The organism is Sphingosinicella sp. BN140058 (genome assembly GCF_004135585.1).
Lineage (GTDB): Bacteria > Pseudomonadota > Alphaproteobacteria > Sphingomonadales > Sphingomonadaceae > Allosphingosinicella.
Genome location: NZ_CP035501.1, coordinates 2117501 through 2137103, shown reverse-complemented (window position 1 = coordinate 2137103; position 19603 = coordinate 2117501). Strand labels below are relative to the sequence as shown.

18 protein-coding genes (1 of these 18 only partly in view) are annotated in these 19603 nt (G+C 68.5%); 11 read left to right on the top strand and 7 right to left on the bottom strand.

All coding sequences use genetic code 11. The features are described from left to right. Positions 1-45: 45 nt before the first annotated feature. Entirely contained in the window at positions 46-180 is a 135-nt protein-coding gene (locus tag ETR14_RS09645) for an SDR family oxidoreductase (RefSeq protein ID WP_371416776.1), read from the bottom strand. Between the two features lie 222 nt (positions 181-402). On the opposite strand from ETR14_RS09645, the gene ETR14_RS09640 reads away from it, so the two are divergent. Further along, positions 403-1605, top strand: coding sequence for a DUF5681 domain-containing protein (locus ETR14_RS09640; protein WP_129384405.1), 1203 nt, complete (start codon positions 403-405; stop codon positions 1603-1605). Here ETR14_RS09640 and ETR14_RS09635 read toward each other — a convergent pair. From ETR14_RS09635 to ppa, 4 genes are all read right to left on the bottom strand, one after another. Continuing rightward, a complete protein-coding gene (locus ETR14_RS09635; RefSeq protein ID WP_129384404.1) occupies positions 1523-3118 on the bottom strand; it encodes an amidase in 1596 nt (531 codons plus the stop codon). The two genes, ETR14_RS09640 and ETR14_RS09635, sit on opposite strands and share 83 nt — an antisense overlap. An 18-nt stretch (positions 3119-3136) precedes the next feature. Further along, positions 3137-4438, bottom strand: coding sequence for a hypothetical protein (locus ETR14_RS09630; protein WP_371416775.1), 1302 nt, complete (start codon positions 4436-4438; stop codon positions 3137-3139). After that, positions 4372-5118 carry a hypothetical protein gene (locus ETR14_RS29710; RefSeq protein WP_371416774.1) on the bottom strand — a complete coding sequence of 249 codons (747 nt, stop codon included), beginning with the start codon at positions 5116-5118 and terminating at the stop codon, positions 4372-4374. Before ETR14_RS29710 ends, ETR14_RS09630 begins: the two co-directional genes overlap by 67 nt. 526 nt (positions 5119-5644) lie before the next feature. Continuing rightward, the gene (ppa, locus tag ETR14_RS09625) at positions 5645-6193 is read right to left on the bottom strand and encodes an inorganic diphosphatase (protein WP_129384403.1); all 549 of its coding nucleotides are present in this window, start codon (positions 6191-6193) and stop codon (positions 5645-5647) included. A 77-nt stretch (positions 6194-6270) separates the two neighbouring features. Here ppa and hisS point away from each other — a divergent pair, with 77 nt between their 5' ends. The 9 genes from hisS to ETR14_RS09580 all read left to right on the top strand — a co-directional run bounded on the left by hisS (position 6271) and on the right by ETR14_RS09580 (position 18380). Further along, complete coding sequence (hisS, locus tag ETR14_RS09620; protein ID WP_129384402.1) at positions 6271-7515, top strand: histidine--tRNA ligase; 1245 nt, start codon at positions 6271-6273, stop codon at positions 7513-7515. Continuing rightward, on the top strand, positions 7512-8585 hold the full coding sequence (prfA, locus tag ETR14_RS09615) for a peptide chain release factor 1 (RefSeq protein ID WP_129384401.1): 1074 nt from the start codon (positions 7512-7514) through the stop codon (positions 8583-8585). The genes hisS and prfA overlap by 4 nt, the downstream gene beginning before the upstream one ends. Beyond that, positions 8575-9429 (top strand): peptide chain release factor N(5)-glutamine methyltransferase, encoded by an 855-nt coding sequence (prmC, locus tag ETR14_RS09610; RefSeq protein ID WP_129384400.1) that lies wholly within the window; start codon positions 8575-8577, stop codon positions 9427-9429. The genes prfA and prmC overlap by 11 nt, the downstream gene beginning before the upstream one ends. Positions 9430-9689: 260 nt before the next feature. After that, entirely contained in the window at positions 9690-10628 is a 939-nt protein-coding gene (locus tag ETR14_RS09605) for a DUF4167 domain-containing protein (protein WP_129384399.1), read from the top strand. Positions 10629-10760: 132 nt separating this feature from the next. After that, positions 10761-12227 (top strand): DUF4139 domain-containing protein, encoded by a 1467-nt coding sequence (locus tag ETR14_RS09600; RefSeq protein WP_165356394.1) that lies wholly within the window; start codon positions 10761-10763, stop codon positions 12225-12227. Positions 12228-12234: 7 nt separating this feature from the next. Continuing rightward, positions 12235-13866 (top strand): DUF4139 domain-containing protein, encoded by a 1632-nt coding sequence (locus ETR14_RS09595; protein WP_129384398.1) that lies wholly within the window; start codon positions 12235-12237, stop codon positions 13864-13866. A gap of 86 nt (positions 13867-13952) precedes the next feature. Further along, positions 13953-15338, top strand: a complete 1386-nt coding sequence (locus ETR14_RS09590; RefSeq protein ID WP_129384397.1) for a DUF4139 domain-containing protein — start codon at positions 13953-13955, stop codon at positions 15336-15338. Between the two features lie 3 nt (positions 15339-15341). Next, on the top strand, positions 15342-16895 hold the full coding sequence (locus ETR14_RS09585; protein WP_129384396.1) for a DUF4139 domain-containing protein: 1554 nt from the start codon (positions 15342-15344) through the stop codon (positions 16893-16895). A gap of 27 nt (positions 16896-16922) precedes the next feature. After that, positions 16923-18380, top strand: coding sequence for a DUF4139 domain-containing protein (locus tag ETR14_RS09580; RefSeq protein WP_129384395.1), 1458 nt, complete (start codon positions 16923-16925; stop codon positions 18378-18380). A gap of 11 nt (positions 18381-18391) precedes the next feature. Here ETR14_RS09580 and ETR14_RS09575 read toward each other — a convergent pair whose 3' ends face one another. Together ETR14_RS09575 and ETR14_RS09570 are read right to left on the bottom strand one after the other, a co-directional pair. After that, the gene (locus tag ETR14_RS09575; protein WP_129384394.1) at positions 18392-18769 is read right to left on the bottom strand and encodes an acyl-CoA thioesterase; all 378 of its coding nucleotides are present in this window, start codon (positions 18767-18769) and stop codon (positions 18392-18394) included. Beyond that, the gene (locus ETR14_RS09570) at positions 18766-19083 is read right to left on the bottom strand and encodes a hypothetical protein (RefSeq protein ID WP_243455840.1); all 318 of its coding nucleotides are present in this window, start codon (positions 19081-19083) and stop codon (positions 18766-18768) included. Before ETR14_RS09570 ends, ETR14_RS09575 begins: the two co-directional genes overlap by 4 nt. 213 nt (positions 19084-19296) lie before the next feature. Between ETR14_RS09570 and ETR14_RS09565 the strand changes: the two genes are divergently transcribed. Then, positions 19297-19603 carry the 5' portion of a CBS domain-containing protein gene (locus tag ETR14_RS09565; protein WP_129384393.1) on the top strand. The gene runs 122 nt beyond the window's last position, so only the first 307 of its 429 coding nucleotides appear in the window; it begins with the start codon at positions 19297-19299; its stop codon lies off the right edge, out of view.

The window sequence follows — 19603 nt, the reverse complement described above, 5'->3', positions numbered from 1 at the left end:
GGATCGCTCGGCCGCTCCGCCAAAGCGGAGGGGCCGATCGCGCGTCTACGCCGCGGCGCCGCCGTCGATGTTGAGCGGCGTGCCGATAATGTAGCTCGCTTCCGGGCCGGCGAGGAAGGACACCGCGCCTGCGATCTCCTCGACCTTGCCGTAGCGGCCGAGCGGGATGGCGCCCATCATCTGCTGCGCGAACTCGCTGTCGGCGGGGTTCTGTCGGTGTCGATCATCCGGCGATCAGCATCCTGCGGCCGATTGCCGTGCTCGCTCGCGACATTGCCGAAATCGCAACTCTCCCTTGAGCTTCCACGCATTTCGTGCTAAAGAACAAAACACGAACACTGCTGAAGCTCCGACGTCGCGCGCCGACCTTGCGGCGGCACCGCCTCAGGAAGGGAGATCGAAATGCCCGATCCAGCCACCCGCACCTCCGCCGGCCAGTTCCTGCCCGGCCAGAGCGGCAACCCCGCCGGCCGTCCCCGCGGCGCCCGCAACAAGGCATCCGTGCTGCGCGACATCATCGACGACGCCGAGGCGACGGCGATCGCGCGGGCGGTGGTCGATCGGGCGGTGGCCGGTGAGTGGCCGGCGCTGCGGATCTGCTTCACCCGCCTCTGCCCGCCGGCCAAGGATACGCCGGTCGAGATGGAGCTGCCGGAGATCCTCTCGGTTGCCGACGCGATCGCCGCCGGGTCCGCCGTGATCGCGGCGATGGCGGCCGGCGAGATCACGCCCTGCGAGGCGCAGAAGGTGATGGCCGTGCTCGCCGCGCAGACCCGGATGATCGAAACCGGATTGCACAAGCGGCACGGTGAAGCGACGGCCGCGGCCGAGGGCGCCGCTGCCGAAGGCGCCGCAGAGACGCCCGCCACGGCGAAGCCGAACGCTCGGCCAAACGCCGCCCGCCCGCGTGAAACTCCGACGACTGCGGAGGCTGCAGCCTGTATTTCGCCTGTTATTGCGGTCCGCAACGGACCCGATGCTTTCCCGCCCGAAGGCATCAATCAGCCTGATAGGAGCGAGAACGGCGATCCGTCGAGGCAGGTGGCCGCCACTGAGCGCCAATCGGACCGCAGCCACCCCGGCGAGCCGGCCGATTCAGTGCTCCGCTCGGAGAACGCCGATGCCGTCGCACTCCCGCAGGAGGGGGAAGGCGCCTGTAAATCACCTGTTCTTTCGGCCGCAACCGCCACGGCTGCGTGCCCGACGATCACGCCTGCTGCCGAGAAACCGCAAACGAGCGCCGCTCTCCGCCAGGCGTCCGCCCGCATCACCGCCCGTGCGCTCGCCTCCGCCGCTCCCGTCTCCGGCGACGTTCCGCCGATGCTCGACGGCCGCGAGGCCCGGTTCTGCGCCAGCCCCGAAGGCAGTCGAAGCCTGGGCAGAGCGCAGTCGAAGAGGGCCTGTATTTCGCCTGTTATCGGCGGCGATCGACGCAGGCCCGGCACACGCCAGAGCCCGTCGAGTCGCAAGGCTCTCGCCGCCCGCCGCACCCGGATCGGGCGCGAGCCGGATCCGAGCGCTTTCAGCGCCGCGCGGCCGCCGGCCGCAAGTGCGGGGCGATCTCGGGGCTCTCTTCGATCGACGGCAGCAGGCGCGGCGTCATGATCTTGTGGGAGGCCTGCTCGTAATCATAGCCGAGCGAGAGAATGGTCGCGTCGCTCCACTTCGCCCCGATGAAGCTGAGGCCGACCGGCAGGCCCTTCACTTGGCCCATCGGCACGGTGAGGTGCGGATAGCCGGCCACCGCGGCAAGGCCGCCGGCGCCGCCGCCCGAAATCTGGTCGCCATGGACGGCATCGATCGGCCAGGAAGCCGGCATGGTCGGGCCGACCAGAGCGACGAGATCATTGTCCCGCAGCAGCTTGTCGATGCCCTCCGGCCCGGCGAGCCGGAACGACGTGGCCCGCGCCTTTCTATACTCCGGGTCGTCGAGCCCCTTGGTCGCCTCCGCCTGGACGAACGTCTCCTGTCCGAACAGAGCGAGCTCGGTCGCGGCGTTCGCCTGGTTGAACGCGATCACGTCGGCCAAATTCCGGGTGCGGACGCTCGGCGGGGTGGTGGCGAGATAGGCGTTGAGATCGGCCTTGAGCTCGGTCAGCAGCACCTTGAACTCGTTGCCGCCGATCTCGTCGCGGCCTTCCATCTTGGCGATGTCGACGAGCACGGCGCCCTCGCGCTTCAGGGTGGCGAGCGCCTCCTCGAACGCCGCGTCGGTGCCGAAACCGCTGGCGAAGCGCATCACGCCGATCCTCTTGCCCCGGAGCGAGTCGGCCGAGAGCGCCGCGGCGAAATCCCCGCGGTGACGGTCGGCCTCCGCCGTCGCGGGATCGGTGGGATCGCTGCCGGCGATCGCAGTGAGGACGAGCGCTGCGTCGCGCACGCTCCGGGTCATCGGCCCGGCCGTATCCTGGCTGTGGCTGATCGGCACGATGCGGCTCCGGCTGACCAGGCCGACCGTCGGCTTGAAGCCGACGATGCCGTTGATTGCGGCGGGACAGGTGATCGAACCGTCGGTCTCGGTACCGATCGCCGCCGGCACCATCCCCGCCGCCACCGCCGCGCCGCTGCCGCTGCTGGAGCCGCACGGATTGCGGTTGAGCGCGAACGGGTTGCGCGTCTGCCCGCCGACCGCGCTCCAGCCGGAGATCGAGGCGTTGGAACGAATGTTCGCCCATTCCGAAAGGTTGGTCTTGCCGACGATCACCGCCCCCGCCCCGCGCAGCCGCGCGACCAGAGGGGCGTCGCGGTTGGTGACATTGTCCTTGAGCGCCAGGCTGCCCGCCGTCGTCGGCAGCGGCCCCGAAGCCTCGATATTGTCCTTGAGCAGCACCGGCATCCCGAACAGCGGCTGAGCCGCTGCGACGTTTGCCGCCCCGCTCTCGCTCCCGCTCTTGCGGCTTCGGTCGAGCGCTCGCGCCTGCGCGATCGCGGTGGGATCCACCGCGATCACCGCATTCACTTTCGGGTTCAGTTTCTTGATCCGCTGCAGCGCCGCCTTGGTATTCGCCTCCGCCCGCGCCGCCGAGCTGAAGGCGGGGGTTTCAGCGGCCGCGGTCGCCGCCCCAGTGACGGGGATTGCGGCGGCAAGCACGGTCGAAAGCAGCAGGGCCTGGCGCATCAACGTCTCTCCGAAGGATCAGCTACGGGGCGCGAGCAGGGCGTCGAGACTGCCCTTGCCCCCGGAAGTCGGCTCGAGGCGAGGGTAGCGAAGCCCCTGATGCCAGTCGAGATCGATGGTGCGGAAGGCATCGCCCGACTTGATCAGCAACTGCACCGGCGTGGTCGTGCCCTTGGCCGCCTTGATCGCGTTTTTGAGCGCGTCGGGCGAGAAGCTCCGCCCGTTCACCGCCATCACCTGCGCGCCGACGCTGAGGCCCGCGTCGAACGCCTTGCTGTCCCAGATCACGCTGGTCACCTTGCCGTCGCCGCTGGCGACGACGAACCCGCCGGAGTAAGTGAGGTCGACCGCCTTGCGCTTGGTCTCGCCGGTCTTGAACCAATCGGTCGGCGTGTCGGTGTAGGTGAGCCGGTAGCCGCCCTGCTCGATCCCCTCCAGCGGCGCGCGTTCGGTGTAGCTGTTGGTGCGGCGGTCGAGATAGCCGGCCCAGTCCCAGGGCACGAGCCGGTTGAGGATCGCGACCACGTCCTCCCTTGTGTAGGTGAGCTCGCCATAATCGCGATCGCGCACGCCGAAGAAGGCCTTGGCGAAATCGTCGATCGAGCGCTTGCCGTTGGAGCGCTGGCGCAGGATCCGGTCGACGTCGAGCCAGATCAGCAGCCCTTCATTGTAATAATCCTCCGAGCGCTGCCAGCTCCGCCACGGCTGCGGCGCGCGCTGGGCGATGATCGGATCGTTGGTGGTGTCGATCAGCGGCCGCCAGCTCCGTCCCGGCGTCGAATCATAGGTCGCGGCGATCGAGGCGAGCGCGTCGAGCGTCTCCTGCTTCGACAGCAGCCCCGAGCGCGCGTCGAGCACATAGCCCCAAAATTGGGTCTGGCCCTCATAGACCCAGAGCAGGCTGTTCTGCATCGGCGTGCGGTAGTCCGGCGTCCACAGATCGGCGCCCCGGCGATACTTGCCGTTCCAGCTGTGGGTATATTCGTGCGGCAGCAGGTTGCGGTCGCCCCCGGCAGACTTCCAGTCGGTGAAATAGCCCGGATCGACGCCATTCTCCGAGCTGCGGTGATGCTCGAGGCCGATGCCGCCGAGATTGTCGGAAATCGACAGCAGGAAGTCGTAATGGTCGTAATGCTGGGCGCCGAACGTCTTCACCGCCTGATCGACCAGCTTGCGGTGGAGCCCGATCAGCGCCTCGCTTGCTTCCAGCTCGCCCGGCGTGTCGGCGGCGACGTTGAGAGTGACGTCGGGGCTCAACTCCCATTTGCGGAAATAGCGGCCGGCAAGCGCCGGCGAATCGACCAGGATGTCGTAGGGCACGGTCTTGTAAGTGATCGTCGATCCCCCCCGGTCGGCGACCCATTGGGCGCCGATCCGGTAGCCGGCCGCAGCGAGGTCGCCGCGGTCCAGCCCTGGGGCATCGTCAGCGTCGCCTCGACCGGGATGTTCCGAACATAATAGCCGGCCGGATAGAGCGAGGTTGCGATCCACTGGATGCTGGCCATGTCCGGCGTGATCACCGTCCGTCCCTGTCCCTCTGCGGTCGGCGAGACGAACTGGAATTCGACGTCGAGGCTGGTCGCCCCGGCCGGCACGTCGACATGGAAGGCATAGACGTCGAGCGTGTCGCGCACCCAGTCCAGCCGCTTGCCGCCCGCGTGGATCGTCAGCCCCGCCACCTTGTTGATCGCCCCGCTCGGCGAATGCGCCCCCGGCAGCCACTTCGGATAGAGCAGCACCATGTGCCCCGCCTCAGCGACCGGGATCGTCTCCTTCACCCGGATGATTCGCCGGTCGAGATCGGTGACGTCGACATGGAGCCTGATCGTCCCCGGAAAGGCGACGTCGCGCGCCGCCGGGATGGTGTCGACCTTGGCCAGCGGCTCGGCGCGGGTGAAATTTGCCGGCACGGACGCCGCGGGCTGGCCGGACTGGGCAGCCGCGGCGGCGGCGATCGGAGCGGTGGACAGGAGCAGCAGGGCAAGAACGGCTTGGCGCATCGACACGAACCTCGGTTGCATATGCGCACCGATTGGCCGGTTCGAGCCCGCCTGTCCAGACTAAGGCGAAAACAAAGGCTTAGCGTGTCAGCCGGCTCTATCCTCCCCGTCCGCGAAGCGGGTGGGGAGGGGGATGGCCAGGTGCGATCGCCAGATCGCAGCCACGCCGGGGGGATGGCGGGCCTGGAAGGGAGGCGGAGAGGCAACCAGCACCATCGCCCTTCCTCATCCTCCCTGTCCGCGAAGCGGATGGGGAGGGGGACCACCCGAAGGGTGGTGGAGGGGCCTGCAGCTTTGGTCGAGGGGGATAAAGGCTTGGTCAGATTGCAACCGCCGCAGCAAGGAACGGCGGGAGCCGGATCTTCAAAGCTGGGGCGTGCCCAACGGCCGCCAGCCCCTCCACCGCACTACGTGCGGTCCCCCTCCCCATGAGCTGCGCTCACAGGGAGGAAAAGGAACGCGCGGCCGCGCACCGAGCGCGCCGCACAACGTCGGCAGGCGCAGCCCCAAGGCTGCGCCTCCAGGCTCAGGCGGCGCCGCCTTCCTTGACGCGCTTGGCGCGGTCGATCGATTCCTTGACGATGCGGAAGGCTTCGTCGCGGTCGCCCCAGGTGCCGACGCGGACCCACTTCTGCTCTTCGAGGTCCTTGTAGTGGGTGAAGAAATGCTCGACCTGCTGGCGCACGATGGTCGGCAGATCCTCGGCCGTCTCGACCTTTTCGTAATAAGGGAAGGTCGCGTCGACCGGCACGGTGAGGAGCTTCTCGTCGCCGCCGGCTTCGTCTTCCAGGAACAGGATGGCGATCGGACGGACCCGGACGACCGAGCCCGGGATGAAGGGCGAACGCGCGACGACCAAAGCGTCGAGCGGGTCGCCGTCTTCGGACAGAGTGTGCGGCACGAAGCCGTAATTGGCGGGATAACGCATCGGGGTGTGGAGGATGCGGTCGACCCACATCGCGCCCGACACCTTGTCGAACTCGTACTTGACCGGCTCGCCGCCGACCGGAACTTCGATGATGACGTTGAGCGAATGGGGCGGATCGTCGCCGACGGGGATGAGATCGATGTTCATAGCGGGAGGGCCCTTACCCACTTTGCTGCACTGCGTCACGCACTTCCCACCGCCGACAAAAATGCTAAGGCGCCGCGATGAGCAAAGGGCCCCAAAGGATCCGTGGCACCCAGGACATCTGGGGCGAGGAAGCCGACCGCTTTCAATCGGTTGTCGCCGCATTCGAGCGCATCCGGCGCCTCTACGGGTTCCAACGGGTCGAAATGCCGGTGTTCGAGGCGACGGCCGTGTTCAGCCGCTCGATCGGCGAAACCACCGACGTCGTCTCCAAGGAAATGTACACGTTCGCGGATCGCGGCGGCGATTCGCTGACCCTGCGCCCCGAATTCACGGCCGGCCTCTGTCGCGCCTTCATCTCCGAAGGCTGGCAGCAACTGGCCCCGCTCAAGGTCGCCACCCACGGCGCGGTGTTCCGCTACGAGCGCCCGCAAAAGGGCCGCTACCGCCAGTTCCACCAATTGGATGCCGAGATCCTCGGGAGCGATTCGCCGGCGGCCGACGTCGAACTGCTCGTCCTCGCCGATCAGCTCCTCAAGGAACTGGGCATCGCCGAGGGCGTCACCCTGCAGCTCAACACGCTTGGCGACGCCGAGACCCGCGACGCGTGGCGCGCGGCGCTGGTCGCCCATTTCGAAGCCCACCGCGCGGATCTCTCCGAAGACAGCCTTGCCCGGCTCGACAAGAATCCGCTGCGCATCCTCGACAGCAAGGACCCGAAGGACCGGCCCGCCGCGGATAGCGCACCCGATATCGACGCCTTCCTCACCCCGGAGGCACGCGCCTTCTTCGATCGGGTCACGGCCGGGCTCGATGCCGCCGGAGTCGCCTGGGAGCGCAATCCGCGCCTTGTCCGCGGCCTTGATTATTACCGCCACACGGCCTTCGAATTCGTCACCGATCGCCTTGGCGCGCAGGGCACCGTCCTCGCCGGCGGCCGCTATGACGGCCTGGTCGAGGCGCTCGGCGGGCCGCACACGCCCGCGGTCGGCTGGGCGGCGGGGATCGAGCGCCTCGCCATGCTCGCCGCCGCGCCTGCGCCCGCCGGCATCGACGCCGCGCTGGTGCCGATGGGCGAGGCGGCCGAGAATGCCGCGATCGGCCTTCTCGCCGACCTCCGCCGCGCCGGCATCGCCTGCGACATGGGCTATAAGGGCAATATGAAGAAGCGCATGCAGCGCGCCAATGCCAGCGGCGCCCGCTTCGCGATCATCCTCGGCGACGACGAGCTCGCCCGCGGCGAGGCGGCGGTCAAGGATCTCGTCTCGGGCGACCAGATCGCCGTGCCGTTCGCCGCGCTTGCCGAGGCGGTTCGCGCCCGATGACCCGGATCTCGGACGCACGGATCGCCGCGATCGAGATGCGGCGGGACGAGCTGCAGAGCGCGATGTCCTCGCCGAGCCTCGCGCCCGAAGAGTTCGTCCGCTTCTCCAAGGATTATGCCGAGGTCGAGCCGGTCGCCGCGGCGGCCCGCGAGGTGCGGCGGATCCGCGGCGAGATCGACGCCCTGAAGGAAATGGTCGCCGACCCCGAAATGCGCGAAATGGCCGAGGAGGAATTGGCGGCGCTCGAGCGCAGCCTGCCCGAGGCCGAGCGCGCGCTCGCCGTCAAGCTGCTGCCGCGCGACGCCGCCGACGAGCGCGCGGCGATGCTCGAGATCCGCGCCGGCACCGGCGGCGACGAGGCGGCTTTGTTCGCCGGCGATCTGTTTCGCATGTACCAGCGTTACGCCGAGAGCCAGGGGTGGCGCGTCGAATTGATCTCGGCCAGCGCGTCCGACGTCGGCGGCTTCAAGGAAGTGGTCGCCTCGGTGACCGGCCAGGGCGTGTTCGCGAAATTGAAGTTCGAGAGCGGGGTCCACCGCGTCCAGCGCGTGCCCGCGACCGAGAGCGGCGGCCGCATCCATACCTCCGCCGCCACCGTCGCGGTGCTGCCGGAGGCGGAGGATGTCGACGTCCAGATCGACGACAAGGATCTCAGGATCGACGTCTACCGCTCGTCCGGTCCCGGGGGACAGTCGGTCAACACCACCGACAGCGCGGTCCGCATCACCCACTTGCCGAGCGGTCTCGTCGTCATCCAGCAGGACGAGAAGTCGCAGCACAAGAACAAGGCCAAGGCGCTGAAGGTGCTCCGCACCCGCCTCTACGAGCTCGAGCGCGAGCGGCTCGCCTCCGAACGTGCCGGCGCCCGCAAGTCGATGGTCGGCTCCGGCGACCGCTCCGAGCGCATCCGGACCTACAATTTCCCGCAGGGGCGGGTCACCGATCACCGCATCAACCTGACCCTCCACCGCCTGCCCGAGATCCTCGAAGGCCCCGGGCTGGACGAACTCGTCTCCGCTCTGCTCGCCGAAGACCAGGCCCAGCGCCTCGCCACCCTCGATGAATCCTGAACCGGCGCCGGCCGATCCGACCGCCGAAACGATCCGCGCCGCCCTTGTCGCGGCGACCAACCGCATCGCGGGGCACAGCGACACGCCCCGGCTCGATGCCGAGATGCTGATGGCGCACGCGCTCCACGTCGATCGCGGCCAGCTGCTGCTCGCCGATCTCGACGTGCCGGTGCCGGGCGGCTTCGAAGCCCTGGTCGCGCGCCGCGAGGCCGACGAGCCGATCGCCTACATCGTCGGCCATCGCGCCTTCTGGACGATCGATCTCGAGGTCGGCCCCGGCGTGCTGGTGCCGCGCCCCGACAGCGAGACGTTGATCGACGCCGCCGTCGACCATTTCGGCGCCCGGGTGCCGCGATCCATCCTCGATCTCGGCACCGGGCCGGGCACGTTGCTGCTCGCCGCGCTCGACAATTGGTGGCAGGCCCACGGCCTCGGCATCGATGCATCGGAGGAGGCGCTGGCTTATGCCCGGCGCAATGCGGAGCGCCTCGGCATGGCGGCGCGCGCCGACTTCCGGCTCGGCAATTGGGCGGAAGGGGTGGAGGGCCCGTTCGATCTGATCCTCTGCAACCCGCCTTATGTCGAGACCGGCGCGGTGCTTCCGGCCGACGTCCGCCGCTGGGAGCCGTCCCGCGCTCTGTTCGCCGGCGCCGACGGCCTCGACGATTATCGCCGGCTCGCGCCGGAGATCGTCCGCCTGCTGGCGCCGGACGGGCTCGCCTGCATCGAGCTCGGCGCCGGCCAGGCCGATGCGGTCGCCGCCTTGTTCGAGGCTGCGGGCGCCGCCACCGAGACCCGTGCCGACCTTGGCGGACACCGCCGCTGCCTGCTCGTTCGGCCTTGATTCAAATAACCATCTTTCCCCTTGGATTTCGCCGTCGCCATGTTTACATAGGTCCAAGGGACGGGGCCTTTCACAGCATCAAGAGCGTGAGGCTGACCGTCGCCGACCCCCGATTGCTTGGACGTCCTTGGACGGTCGTAGCGTGAGGTGGCGGGAGCCGCGCAAGAGCGGCCGCCTGCCTTCCGGGTCGTGCAAGAGAATGCGGCCGGGAGGGGCCTGGCCGTCGAGAGTGGCAGGACCACGCAGACGAGGACCTACTTTTGATCAACAATCGTCAAAACGGCCGCCGTCGCGGTCGCGGCGGAAGCGGACCACGCCCGAACCAGCCCCAGCAGGGCAATCGGCAGGACAACCGCTCCCGCGGAAATGCGGCGCAGCTCCTCGAGAAATACAAGTCGCTCGCGCGCGATGCGCAGCTGCAGGGCGACCGCGTTCAGTCCGAATATTATCTCCAGTTCGCGGACCATTATTTCCGCGTGTTGAATGAGAACCGCGCCCGCTTCGAAGAGCAGCGCCCGCGCCGCGACGATTTCTACGCCGACGACGAGGACGATCAGGACGAGGTCAACGCCTCCGGCGAGGACCAGGACGGCGATGAGGGCGGCGACGACGAACGCCAGGATCGCGGCGAACGCTATGCCCGCAACGATCGCGGCGACCGCCAGGACCGTGGTGACCGTCAGGATCGCGGCGACCGCCAGGACCGTGGCGACCGTCAGGACCGTGCCCCGCGCGAGGCGCGCGGCGACCGGCAGGGCGACGACCGCCCCCGTCGCGGCGAGCGTCCGGAGCGTGTCGAGCGGAGCGATCGTTCCGAGCGCGGCGACCGCCAGGAGCGGGCCGAGCGTCCGGATCGCGCCGAGCGTGCCGACCGCCAGGACCGTCCGGAGCGCGCCGAACGCCCGGAACGTGCCGAGCGTCCGGCCCGGGCCGAGCGGCCGGAGCGTACGGAACGCCCTGAGCGCGTCGAAGCGGCCGAGCCGGGCGAGGCCGCCGAGCGCAAGCCGGAACGGCGCCCGCGCCGCACCGCACGCAGCGCCGAGCCGGTCGCCGAAGCCGAGGGCAACGGCCAAATCTCGCTCGACGTGCTGCCGCCGGCAATCTCGGTGGTGGACGGCGAGGCTCCGGCCAAGCCGCGTGCGCGCCGCACCCGCCGGCCCCGGGCCGAGGGCGACGCGGACATCGCGCCGGCCGCCTGAGCGCCAGCACGTAGTGACACCATGAACAGGCGGCGGTCTTCGGATCGCCGCCTTTTTCATGCCCCGCGCCAATGCCGTTGACAGCGGCCCGAAACCGGCATCTCCTGTGTTCGGGAGAAGGGGGGCAATGCGATGAATCGGATGGTCTTGCTGGCGGCCTGTCTCGCCGCGACGGGAACGGCCCGGGCGCAAGGCGGCGGGCACGGCGACGTATCGGTCACCATCTATAACGACGATCTCGCCTTGGTGCAGGACATACGCAGCGTCGCACTGCCGGCCGGCCTCTCGCGCCAGGAATTCCCCGACGTCTCAACCAGCATCCGCCCGGAGACGGTGAGCCTCGCCGGCGATGGCTTCGACGTCGTCGAGCAGAATTTCGACTTCGATCTGCTCTCGCCGACCGCCTTGATGCAGAAGGCGATCGGCCAGACCATCACCCTGCTGCGCACCAACCCCGCCACCGGTGCCGAGACCCGCGAGCGCGCCACAGTGCTCGCGGTCAATGGGGGCGCGGTGCTTCGCATCGGCGATCGTATCGAGGTGCTGCGCGACGACGGCCTGCCGGTGCGGGTGATTTTCGACACCATCCCGCCCAATCTTCGCGCACGGCCGACGCTCAGCATCACCGTCGATGCGGCGCGCGCCGGAACCCGCTTGCTCACCCTCTCTTACCTTTCGACCGGGCTTAGCTGGAAAGCCGATTATGTCGCTCTGTTCGACGAGCGCGCAGGCAAGATCGACGTCGAAGGCTGGATCACGCTGACCAATTCCAGCGGCACCGCCTTCGCCAATGCCGCGACCCTGCTCGTCGCCGGCGAGGTTGCCCAGGTCAACCGTCCCCGCGCCCGGATCGAGGCCGAGGAGCGCCGCAGCGGCAACATGCCCGGGATCGAGCCGGCGGCGCGGCCGCGGATCGGCGACTTCTACGCCTATCCGCTCGCGGGACGAACGACGATCGCCAGCGCCCAGACCAAGCAGGTGAGCTTCCTCGACGCGGCCGGCGCCCCGGCTGCACGCGGCTATGAATATCGCAACGCCTGGCTCGGCCGCAGCCGCGACGCGCAAAGCGCCGCGACCATGCTCAAATTCTCGTCGGCCAAGGAGGGTGGGCTTGGCGACGCGCTGCCGGCAGGGATCGTCCGCGTCTACATGCGCGACGGCAGCGGCCAGCCGCAATTCGTCGGCGAAAGCGAGATCCCGCACACGCCGATGGGATCGTCGCTCAACCTGCGCACCGGCAATGCCTTCGACGTCAAGGTGCGGCCGACCGTCGAGAAGAGGGAGCGGGTCACTCCGGAAGAATGGGAAACCACCGCCCGCTACCGGGTCACCGGCCCCGACGGGGTCGTCACCACCAGCCAGGTCGACAATCAGCGCGAGCGCTGGCGCACCACGATGCGCTATGTGGTCAGCAATGCGCGCTCCCAGCCGGTGACGGTGGATCTCTTTCAGGACGGGCTCGGCGACTGGTGGGATGTTCGTGTCGTCAGCGAGAGCCTCGCCGGCCGACAGGTCTCGGCCTATTCCCGCCTGTGGGAGGTGCCGGTGCCGGCCAATGGCGAGACGGTGGTGACCGCCGTGTTCGAAACCCGCTACTGAGCGAACGATGCGCGGCGCGGCCCGGCGGCTCCTGCTCCTGCTCCTGCTCGCGGCTTTGCTGCCGGCTGCGGCGGCGCCCGCGCAGATCCCGGCCCGGACACTGGTCAGCTCGGCTGGGCCCGATCGGGTGGCGCTGACCGTCTATCGCGATCCGGCGCGCGACAAGGACGCGTTCATCGACGACGATGCGGACGAGCCGCTCAAGGGCTATGCGCTGATCACCGAAACCCGCATCGTCGACCTGCCGCCGGGCCCGGTCACCATACGCTTCGAAGGGGTGGCGAGCGGCATCCAGCCCGAAACCGCGATCCTGGTCGGCGGCGATCCGGCCGAAAAGAACCAGGACCGGCTGCTGCTCTCCGAACGCGGGCTGATCGATGCGTTCACCGGACAGCACGTCACCCTCCGCCGCGCCGACGCCGCCACCGGCAAGGTGATCGAGGAGCGTGCCCGGATCCGCTCGTCGAGCGACGGCATCATCCTCGAGACCGCGCGCGGGTTCGAAGCCGTGCACTGCACCGGCCTGTCGCAGACGCTCCTCTACCCGGGCGTGCCGCCGGGCCTGTCGGCAAAGCCGGTCCTGTCGATGACGCTCGACGCGGGCAGCGGCGGACGGCGCACCCTCACTCTCTCCTATCTCGCCGCCGATTTCGACTGGCAGGCCAATTATGTCGGCCACCTTTCCGCCGACACCGGCAAGGTCGATCTCTTCGCCTGGATCACGCTGGCGAGCCGGGACGACGTCAGCTTCGCGAACGCGCAGACGGCAGCGGTCGCCGGCCAGGTCCAGCGGGTGACTCCGGACGGCCAGGGCATTTCCGATTATGGCGACGAGGAGGAGGCCTATTATTCGACCACCTGCTGGCCGCAGGACACGACTGGAAGCCCGCCCTACACCCGGCCGTTGGGACCCGATTCCTATCCCGAACTGCTTGCGCGCGCGGCGGAGCGGGACGGCGATTATGGCTATGGCTGGGGCGGCGGCGAGGGCGGCGATGAGATCGTCGTCACCGGCGCGCGGATCGCACGACAGGAGGATCTCGGCGACCTCAAGCTCTATCGCGTTCCTTTCCCGGTCACCGTCGCCGCCAATGCTCAGAAGCAGGTGGCGCTGCTGTCGGCGAAGAAAGTGGAGACCGAACTCGTCTACCGCACCAAGGTTCACGAGAACGATGAGACCGTCGAATGGCTGTTGCGCGTCCACAACCGCAAGGGTGACGGGCTCGGCATGCCCTTGCCGATGGGGCAGATCGCCTTGTTCCAGCAGGGTTTCGGCCGGCCGATGCTGCTCGGAGAAACTGCGATCGAGGACAAGGCGGTCGGCGAGGAGGTCGAGTTCGTCTTCGCCGACGCGCAGAATGTCGAGGTAGATGCCGAGTATCTGGGCGAGGTGGGCGCCAGCGAACGCCATCGTCTCGACGTCGCCAATGCCAATCCGTTCCCGATCCGCTTCGAAGCCGAGTTCCAGGACAGGTCATATACGCGCTACGATCATTTCAGCGGGCGCATCGTGCGACGCGAGGGCATGAACGTGTGGCGCGTCGAAATCGCCGCCGGCGGGAGAGCACGGCTCGACTATCGCGAGACCGATATCGAGGAGGAGGAAGAGGACGAGCTGGACGAAGTGACCGGCTCTTAGAGCCCGCCGAAGCCCGTCTCCAAACGCCGGTTGACAGCCAAGGTGATAATGTAACACACTTCGTCGAAAAGAGGGGGATGTCGTTGATGCGCCAGCTGTTCCTGTTGTCCGCGCTCGTTGCTGCGCCGCTTGCCGCCCAGCCGCCGGGATCGGCGTCCGCTCCGGGTCAGGGCAATGTCTCGGTCACCGTCTACAATCAGAACCTCGCCCTGGTGCAGGACACCCGGCAGATCGACATTCCAAGCGGCCGCTCGCGCCAGGAATTCCCCAACGTCTCCGGCCAGATCAGCCCCGAGACGGTGACTCTCTCGGCCCGCGACGTCGCCATCGTCGAGCAGAATTTCGATTTCGACCTGCTCTCTCCCTCCAAGCTGATGGAGAAAGCGGTCGGCGAGGAGATCACCCTCGTCCGCACCAATCCGGCCACCGGCGCCGAGGAGCGCGAGCGCGCCCGGGTGCTCGCCGTCAATGGCGGCGTCGTCCTCCAGATCGGCCCCCGCATCGAAGTGCTGCGCGACGACGGCCTGCCGGTGCGTGTCATCTTCGACAAGGTGCCCGAGAATCTGCGCGCCCGCCCGACCCTGTCGGTCACGCTCGACAGCAGCCGCGGCGGCGCCCGGCCGGTGACCTTGAGCTATCTCACCCCCGGCATGAGCTGGAAGGCCGATTACGTCACCCTGTTCGACGAGGCGGCGGGCAAGATCGACGTCCAGGGCTGGGTCACCCTCACCAACACGACCGGCACCACCTTCACCAATGCGGACACGCTGCTGGTCGCCGGCACCGTCGGCGGCGGCAACGACTATGACGGCGGCTATCGTCCCTCCCGCCCCAACGTTCGTCCGGGTACCCAGACGCCGGGGCGCGAGAGGCTCGGCGATTTCTACCTCTATCCGCTGAAAGAGCGCACGACGATCGCCAACCAGCAGACCAAGCAGGTCAGCTTCCTCGACGTCACCGGCGCCGCGGCCCAGCGCGCCTATGTCTACCGCAACGACTGGCTCGGCACCGTCGACGATGCCCAGAGCGCCGACACGGTGCTGCGCTTCTCGAGCGCCCGCGACACCGGCCTCGGCGACGCGCTGCCGGCCGGCACCGTCCGCGTCTACCAGAAGGATTCGCGTGGCAATGCCCAGTTCGTCGGCGAGAGCCGGATCGGCCACACGCCGATGGGCTCCGACATCGGTCTCACCACCGGCCAAGCGTTCGACGTCAAGGTGAAGCCGGTCGTCGAAAAGCGCGAGAAGATGTCGAACAGCCGCTGGCGGACGTCGATGCGCTACACGCTGAGCAATGCCAAGCCGCAGCCGGTCACGGTGGAATTGATCCAGTCGGGCCTGTGGGGCGACGTCCGGATCGTCGACGAAAGCCAGAAGAGCGTCCGCAGCTCCGCCGACGAGACCGCATGGCGGGTGACGGTGCCCGCCAATGGCGAGAGTGCCGTCACCGCAATCTTCGACACGCGCTACTGAGCCATGCGCCGCTTGCCTCTGGCCGGCGCCCTGGCGATGGCGGGCGCCGCTATCGCGCCCGCGCTTGCGCAGCAGGTCACGCGCTCGCCCGGCCCGTCTTCGGTCGACGTCACCGTCTACCGCGCGCCGGGTCGCAGCGGCAGCGAGCCGATCGACCTCAAATGGCTGAACGGCTATGCGCTGATCAGCGAAACCCGGCGGGTGAAGATCCCGGCCGGCGAGAGCGACATCCGCTTCGAGGGCGTTGCCGGCGGCATCCTGCCGGAAAGCGCGATCGTCACCGGCCTCCCCGTGGGCGTCGTCGAGAAGAATCAGGATGCGATGCTGCTCTCGCCGGGCAGCCTGCTCGACGCGTCGCTCGGCCGGCGGGTCCACCTCCGCCGCACGTCGCGCGCGACCGGCAAGGTACGGGCGATGGACGCGATCGTGCGGTCGGCGGAAAATGGCGCGGTCGTGCTCCAGACTGAAGCCGGGGTCGAGACGCTGCGCTGCACCGGCCTTCCGGAGACCCTGGTCTACGATCAGGTGCCCGCCGGTCTCTCGGCCAAGCCGACTCTGTCGGTGAAGCTGCGATCCCAGCGATCGACCAGCGCGACCGTGACCCTGTCCTACCTCGCCAGCGACTTCGACTGGCAGGCGAGCTATGTCGCACAGCTCTCGGCCGACGGCACCAAGCTCGATCTGTTCGCCTGGCTGACTCTCGCCAATGGCGACGAGACCGGCTTCCGCAATGCCGACACGCAGGCCGTCGCCGGGCGGCTCAACCGCAACTCCGTCCGGGCATCGAAGCCCCGGGCGCAGCCGTTGACGCTCGAATGCTGGCCGCAGGGAACGACGACCAGCGATCTTCGCGAGCAGGTGTTCGAACGCGAAGAGCTGGAGGTGATGGCGTTCGACCTTGCCATGCCTGCGCTCGAGAGCCCGCCGCCGCCACCGCCGCCGCCGCCGCCACCCCCTCCCGCGCCGGTCATGGCGCAGCGGGAGGATCTCGGCGATCTCAAGCTCTATCGGATTCCGCTGCCGGTCACCGTCGCGGCCAAGAGCCAGAAGCAGGTCGCCCTGCTCGATCGCAAGCAGATCGCCGTCGAGCCGGTCTACCGCCAGCGTTTCTACCAGCTCGAAGGCGCCGGCCGGAATCCGGTCCGCACTTTGGTGACGCGTAACGATCGTGCCGCCGGGCTCGGCGTCCCGCTGCCCGCCGGCCGCATCGCTTATTACACGATGGCCGGCGACAAGCCGGTCCTGATCGGCCGCGGCGCGCTCGCCGACAAGGCGGTGGGTGAGAAGCTCGAGCTTGGTATTTCGGCCGCGAGCGCGGTCACCGTCACCGTGACGCCGCTGTCCTCGGCGGACGCGCCGCTGCGCGAATGGGAGATTGCCGTCACCAACGCCTTTGCGACGCCGGTGCGCTACGAAGCCGAATTCGCCATGTTCGCCGACAAGATGCAGTGGGAAACGCCGCTCGCCACCCGCGACGGCTGGCGTCTCTGGTCCGTGACCGTGCCGGCCAACGGACGCGCAACGATGCGGGTGACGAGCACGAAGTCGAAATCGTGACGCGCCGCCGCGGCTGCGGCGCCGACCGTGGCCGCTTCGGCCGGCCCACAAAGCGTGTCGGTCACCATCTACCGCGATCCCGAGCGCAGCCCGGCGGCGGCGTTCCGGCTCGACTCGCTCGACGGCTATGCCCTCGTCTCCGAGCGACGCATGGTCGACATTCCGGCGGGCGACGCCGAGCTGCGCTTCGAAGGAGTGGCGGGCGGCATCTTTCCGGAGACCGCCATCGTCACCGGCGTGCCGGATGGGGTCATCGAGAAGAAGCGCGATGCCTGGCTGCTCTCGCCCGGCAGTCTGCTCGATGCCGCGCTCGGCAAACGAGTGCATCTTCGCCGCACGTCCCGCGACACCGGCGCGGTGCGGGAGCTCGAAGCGGTGGTGCGTTCGGGCGCGGGCGGAGCGGTGATCCTCCAGACCGGCGATGGGATCGAGACGCTGCGCTGCACCGGCCTTGCCGAGACGGTCGGTTACCGCGCCGTACCGGAGGGTCTGTCGGCAAAACCAACCCTTTCGATCCGGACGCGGAGCCGGGCGGCGGTGCGTGTTCCGATCACGCTCTCCTACCTCGCCGCCGGGTTCGACTGGCAGGCCAATTACGTCGCCGAGGTGGATGAGCGCCGCAAGCGGATGGACCTGTTCGCCTGGCTGACCCTCGCCAATGGCGAGGAGACCGGCTTCGTCGGCGCCGACGCGCAGGCGGTCGCCGGCCGGGTAAACCGCGATCCGAATCGGCCGGATTCGCCCGAAGGCACCCCGCTCACCCTGCGATGCTGGCCCGCCGGCACCACGACGAGCGATCTTCGCGAGATACGCCCGGAGAGGGGCCGGCTGGTTTCTCGCCTGGGCGGTGAGGACATCGTCGTCACCGGCTCACGACTGCGGGAGGAATCTCTCTCGGCGCTTCCTGCGGTGATGGCGGTGCGGGAAGAGCTCGGCGACCTCAAGCTCTACCGGATCCCGGAGCCGGTCACGGTCGCGGCGCGTAGCCAGAAGCAGGTCGCGCTATTGCACCAGGCGCGCATCCCGATCGAGATCGTCTACCGCAGTCGCTTTCTCTACGCGCCCTGGCAAGGTGGCGCGACCCGCACGATCGTCGCCCGCAACCGCAGCGAGACCAATCTCGGCCTGCCGCTGCCGGGCGGCGCCGTCCATCTGTTCGACATGCGCGGCTCCCGCCGGCTCCTCACCGGCAGAGGGGAGATCGGCGACCGCGCGGTTGGCGAGGATGTGGAGATCACCGCCGCCGAATCGGGTGCCGTCCGTGTCGATATCGTCCGGATCTCGGAAACGACGACGCAGATCATCAACCGGATGGTCGTCAGCAACGCCAGGCCCCATCCCGTTCGCTTCGAGGCCGACACGGGCGGGGTGACGATCGACGCGCCCGCCGCCGCGCGCGCCGCAGGCGACGATGCTCGACCCTGGGCGGTGACGATCCCAGCCAACGGCCGGCGCGAGGCGATCTACCGTTACGCCAAACGATAGACCCGGCGCGATCAGCTCGGCTTGACCGGGCGTGGGCGGTGGTTCTCGTCCAGGGCGACGAAGGTGAACAGGCCTTCGGTCACCTTGACCTGCTCCTTGCCGCGATCGCGGCTGGCGACGACTTCGATCCGGATCCCGATCGAGGTGCGGCCGACCCGTTCGATGTCGGCATAGACCGATATCAGATCGTGGAGGAGGATCGGGGCGACGAACTCCATCGCCTCGATCGCCACCGTTGCGACGGCGCCGTCCGCTTCCCTCGAGGCGACGATGCCGGCGGCGATGTCCATCTGCGACAACACCCAACCCCCGAAGATGTGGCCATTGGCGTTGATATCGGCCGGGCGGGGCACGACGCGGAGAATGGGTTCACGATTGGAGATGTTCATCGAGGATCCTCGCGGCCCGACGCAGCATCGTCATGGCCGCTGCGATTGGAGAGAAAGACCAGCCCCATCAGTCCGGTTCCGACCAGCACCGACAGGCCGACTCCGGCAATGGTGGCGATGATCATGTGGATGGTGAGCGGGCTGCCGTCGCTGCGCAGCCACGCCAACGCCAGCAGCACGGCCACGGCTGCGGCCAGCACCATCCACTTCATCATCCTTTTGTAGCGCGTCCAGGCGTCGGCGGCGCGCTGCAGCTGCGCGAGATCCGGCTGGCGGCCGGGCACGCGTGGGGGGATGGGATCGTGCTGGGGCATGAGCGGCATGTGGCGGGGAGAGGAAGGATCATCAAGGCGCTTCTGCACATCCGGTCCATTGCAGGTCTGGCGTGATAGCGGGAGTGCCGACGCTGTGCGGTCGGCGGCTCGGCGTGGGCGCCTTGGCGCCTTTCACCGAGTCGGGCGCTTCCATTCGCGGCAGCCGCATGGGAATATGAAAGGCTGAGTCGGTGTGCAGCAGGGAGCCCAAGCATGACGATAGCCGCAATCCTCGAGAAGAAGGGTCATGATGTCGTGACGATCGGGTCGGATGCGCGGGTCCGCGACGCGGTTGCTTTGCTCGCCGAGCGCCGGATCGGCGCACTCGCGGTGGTCGACGAGGGGCAGGTCAGTGGGATCATGTCCGAACGCGATGTCGTCTATTGCCTCAAGGAGCATGGCGACGACATCCTCGATCGTCCGGTCAGGGACGTCATGACCACTCCGGCCATCACCATCGAACCCGGCGTGACCGTTCTCTCGGCCCTCTCCGATATGAGCCGCCGCCGGATCCGGCATT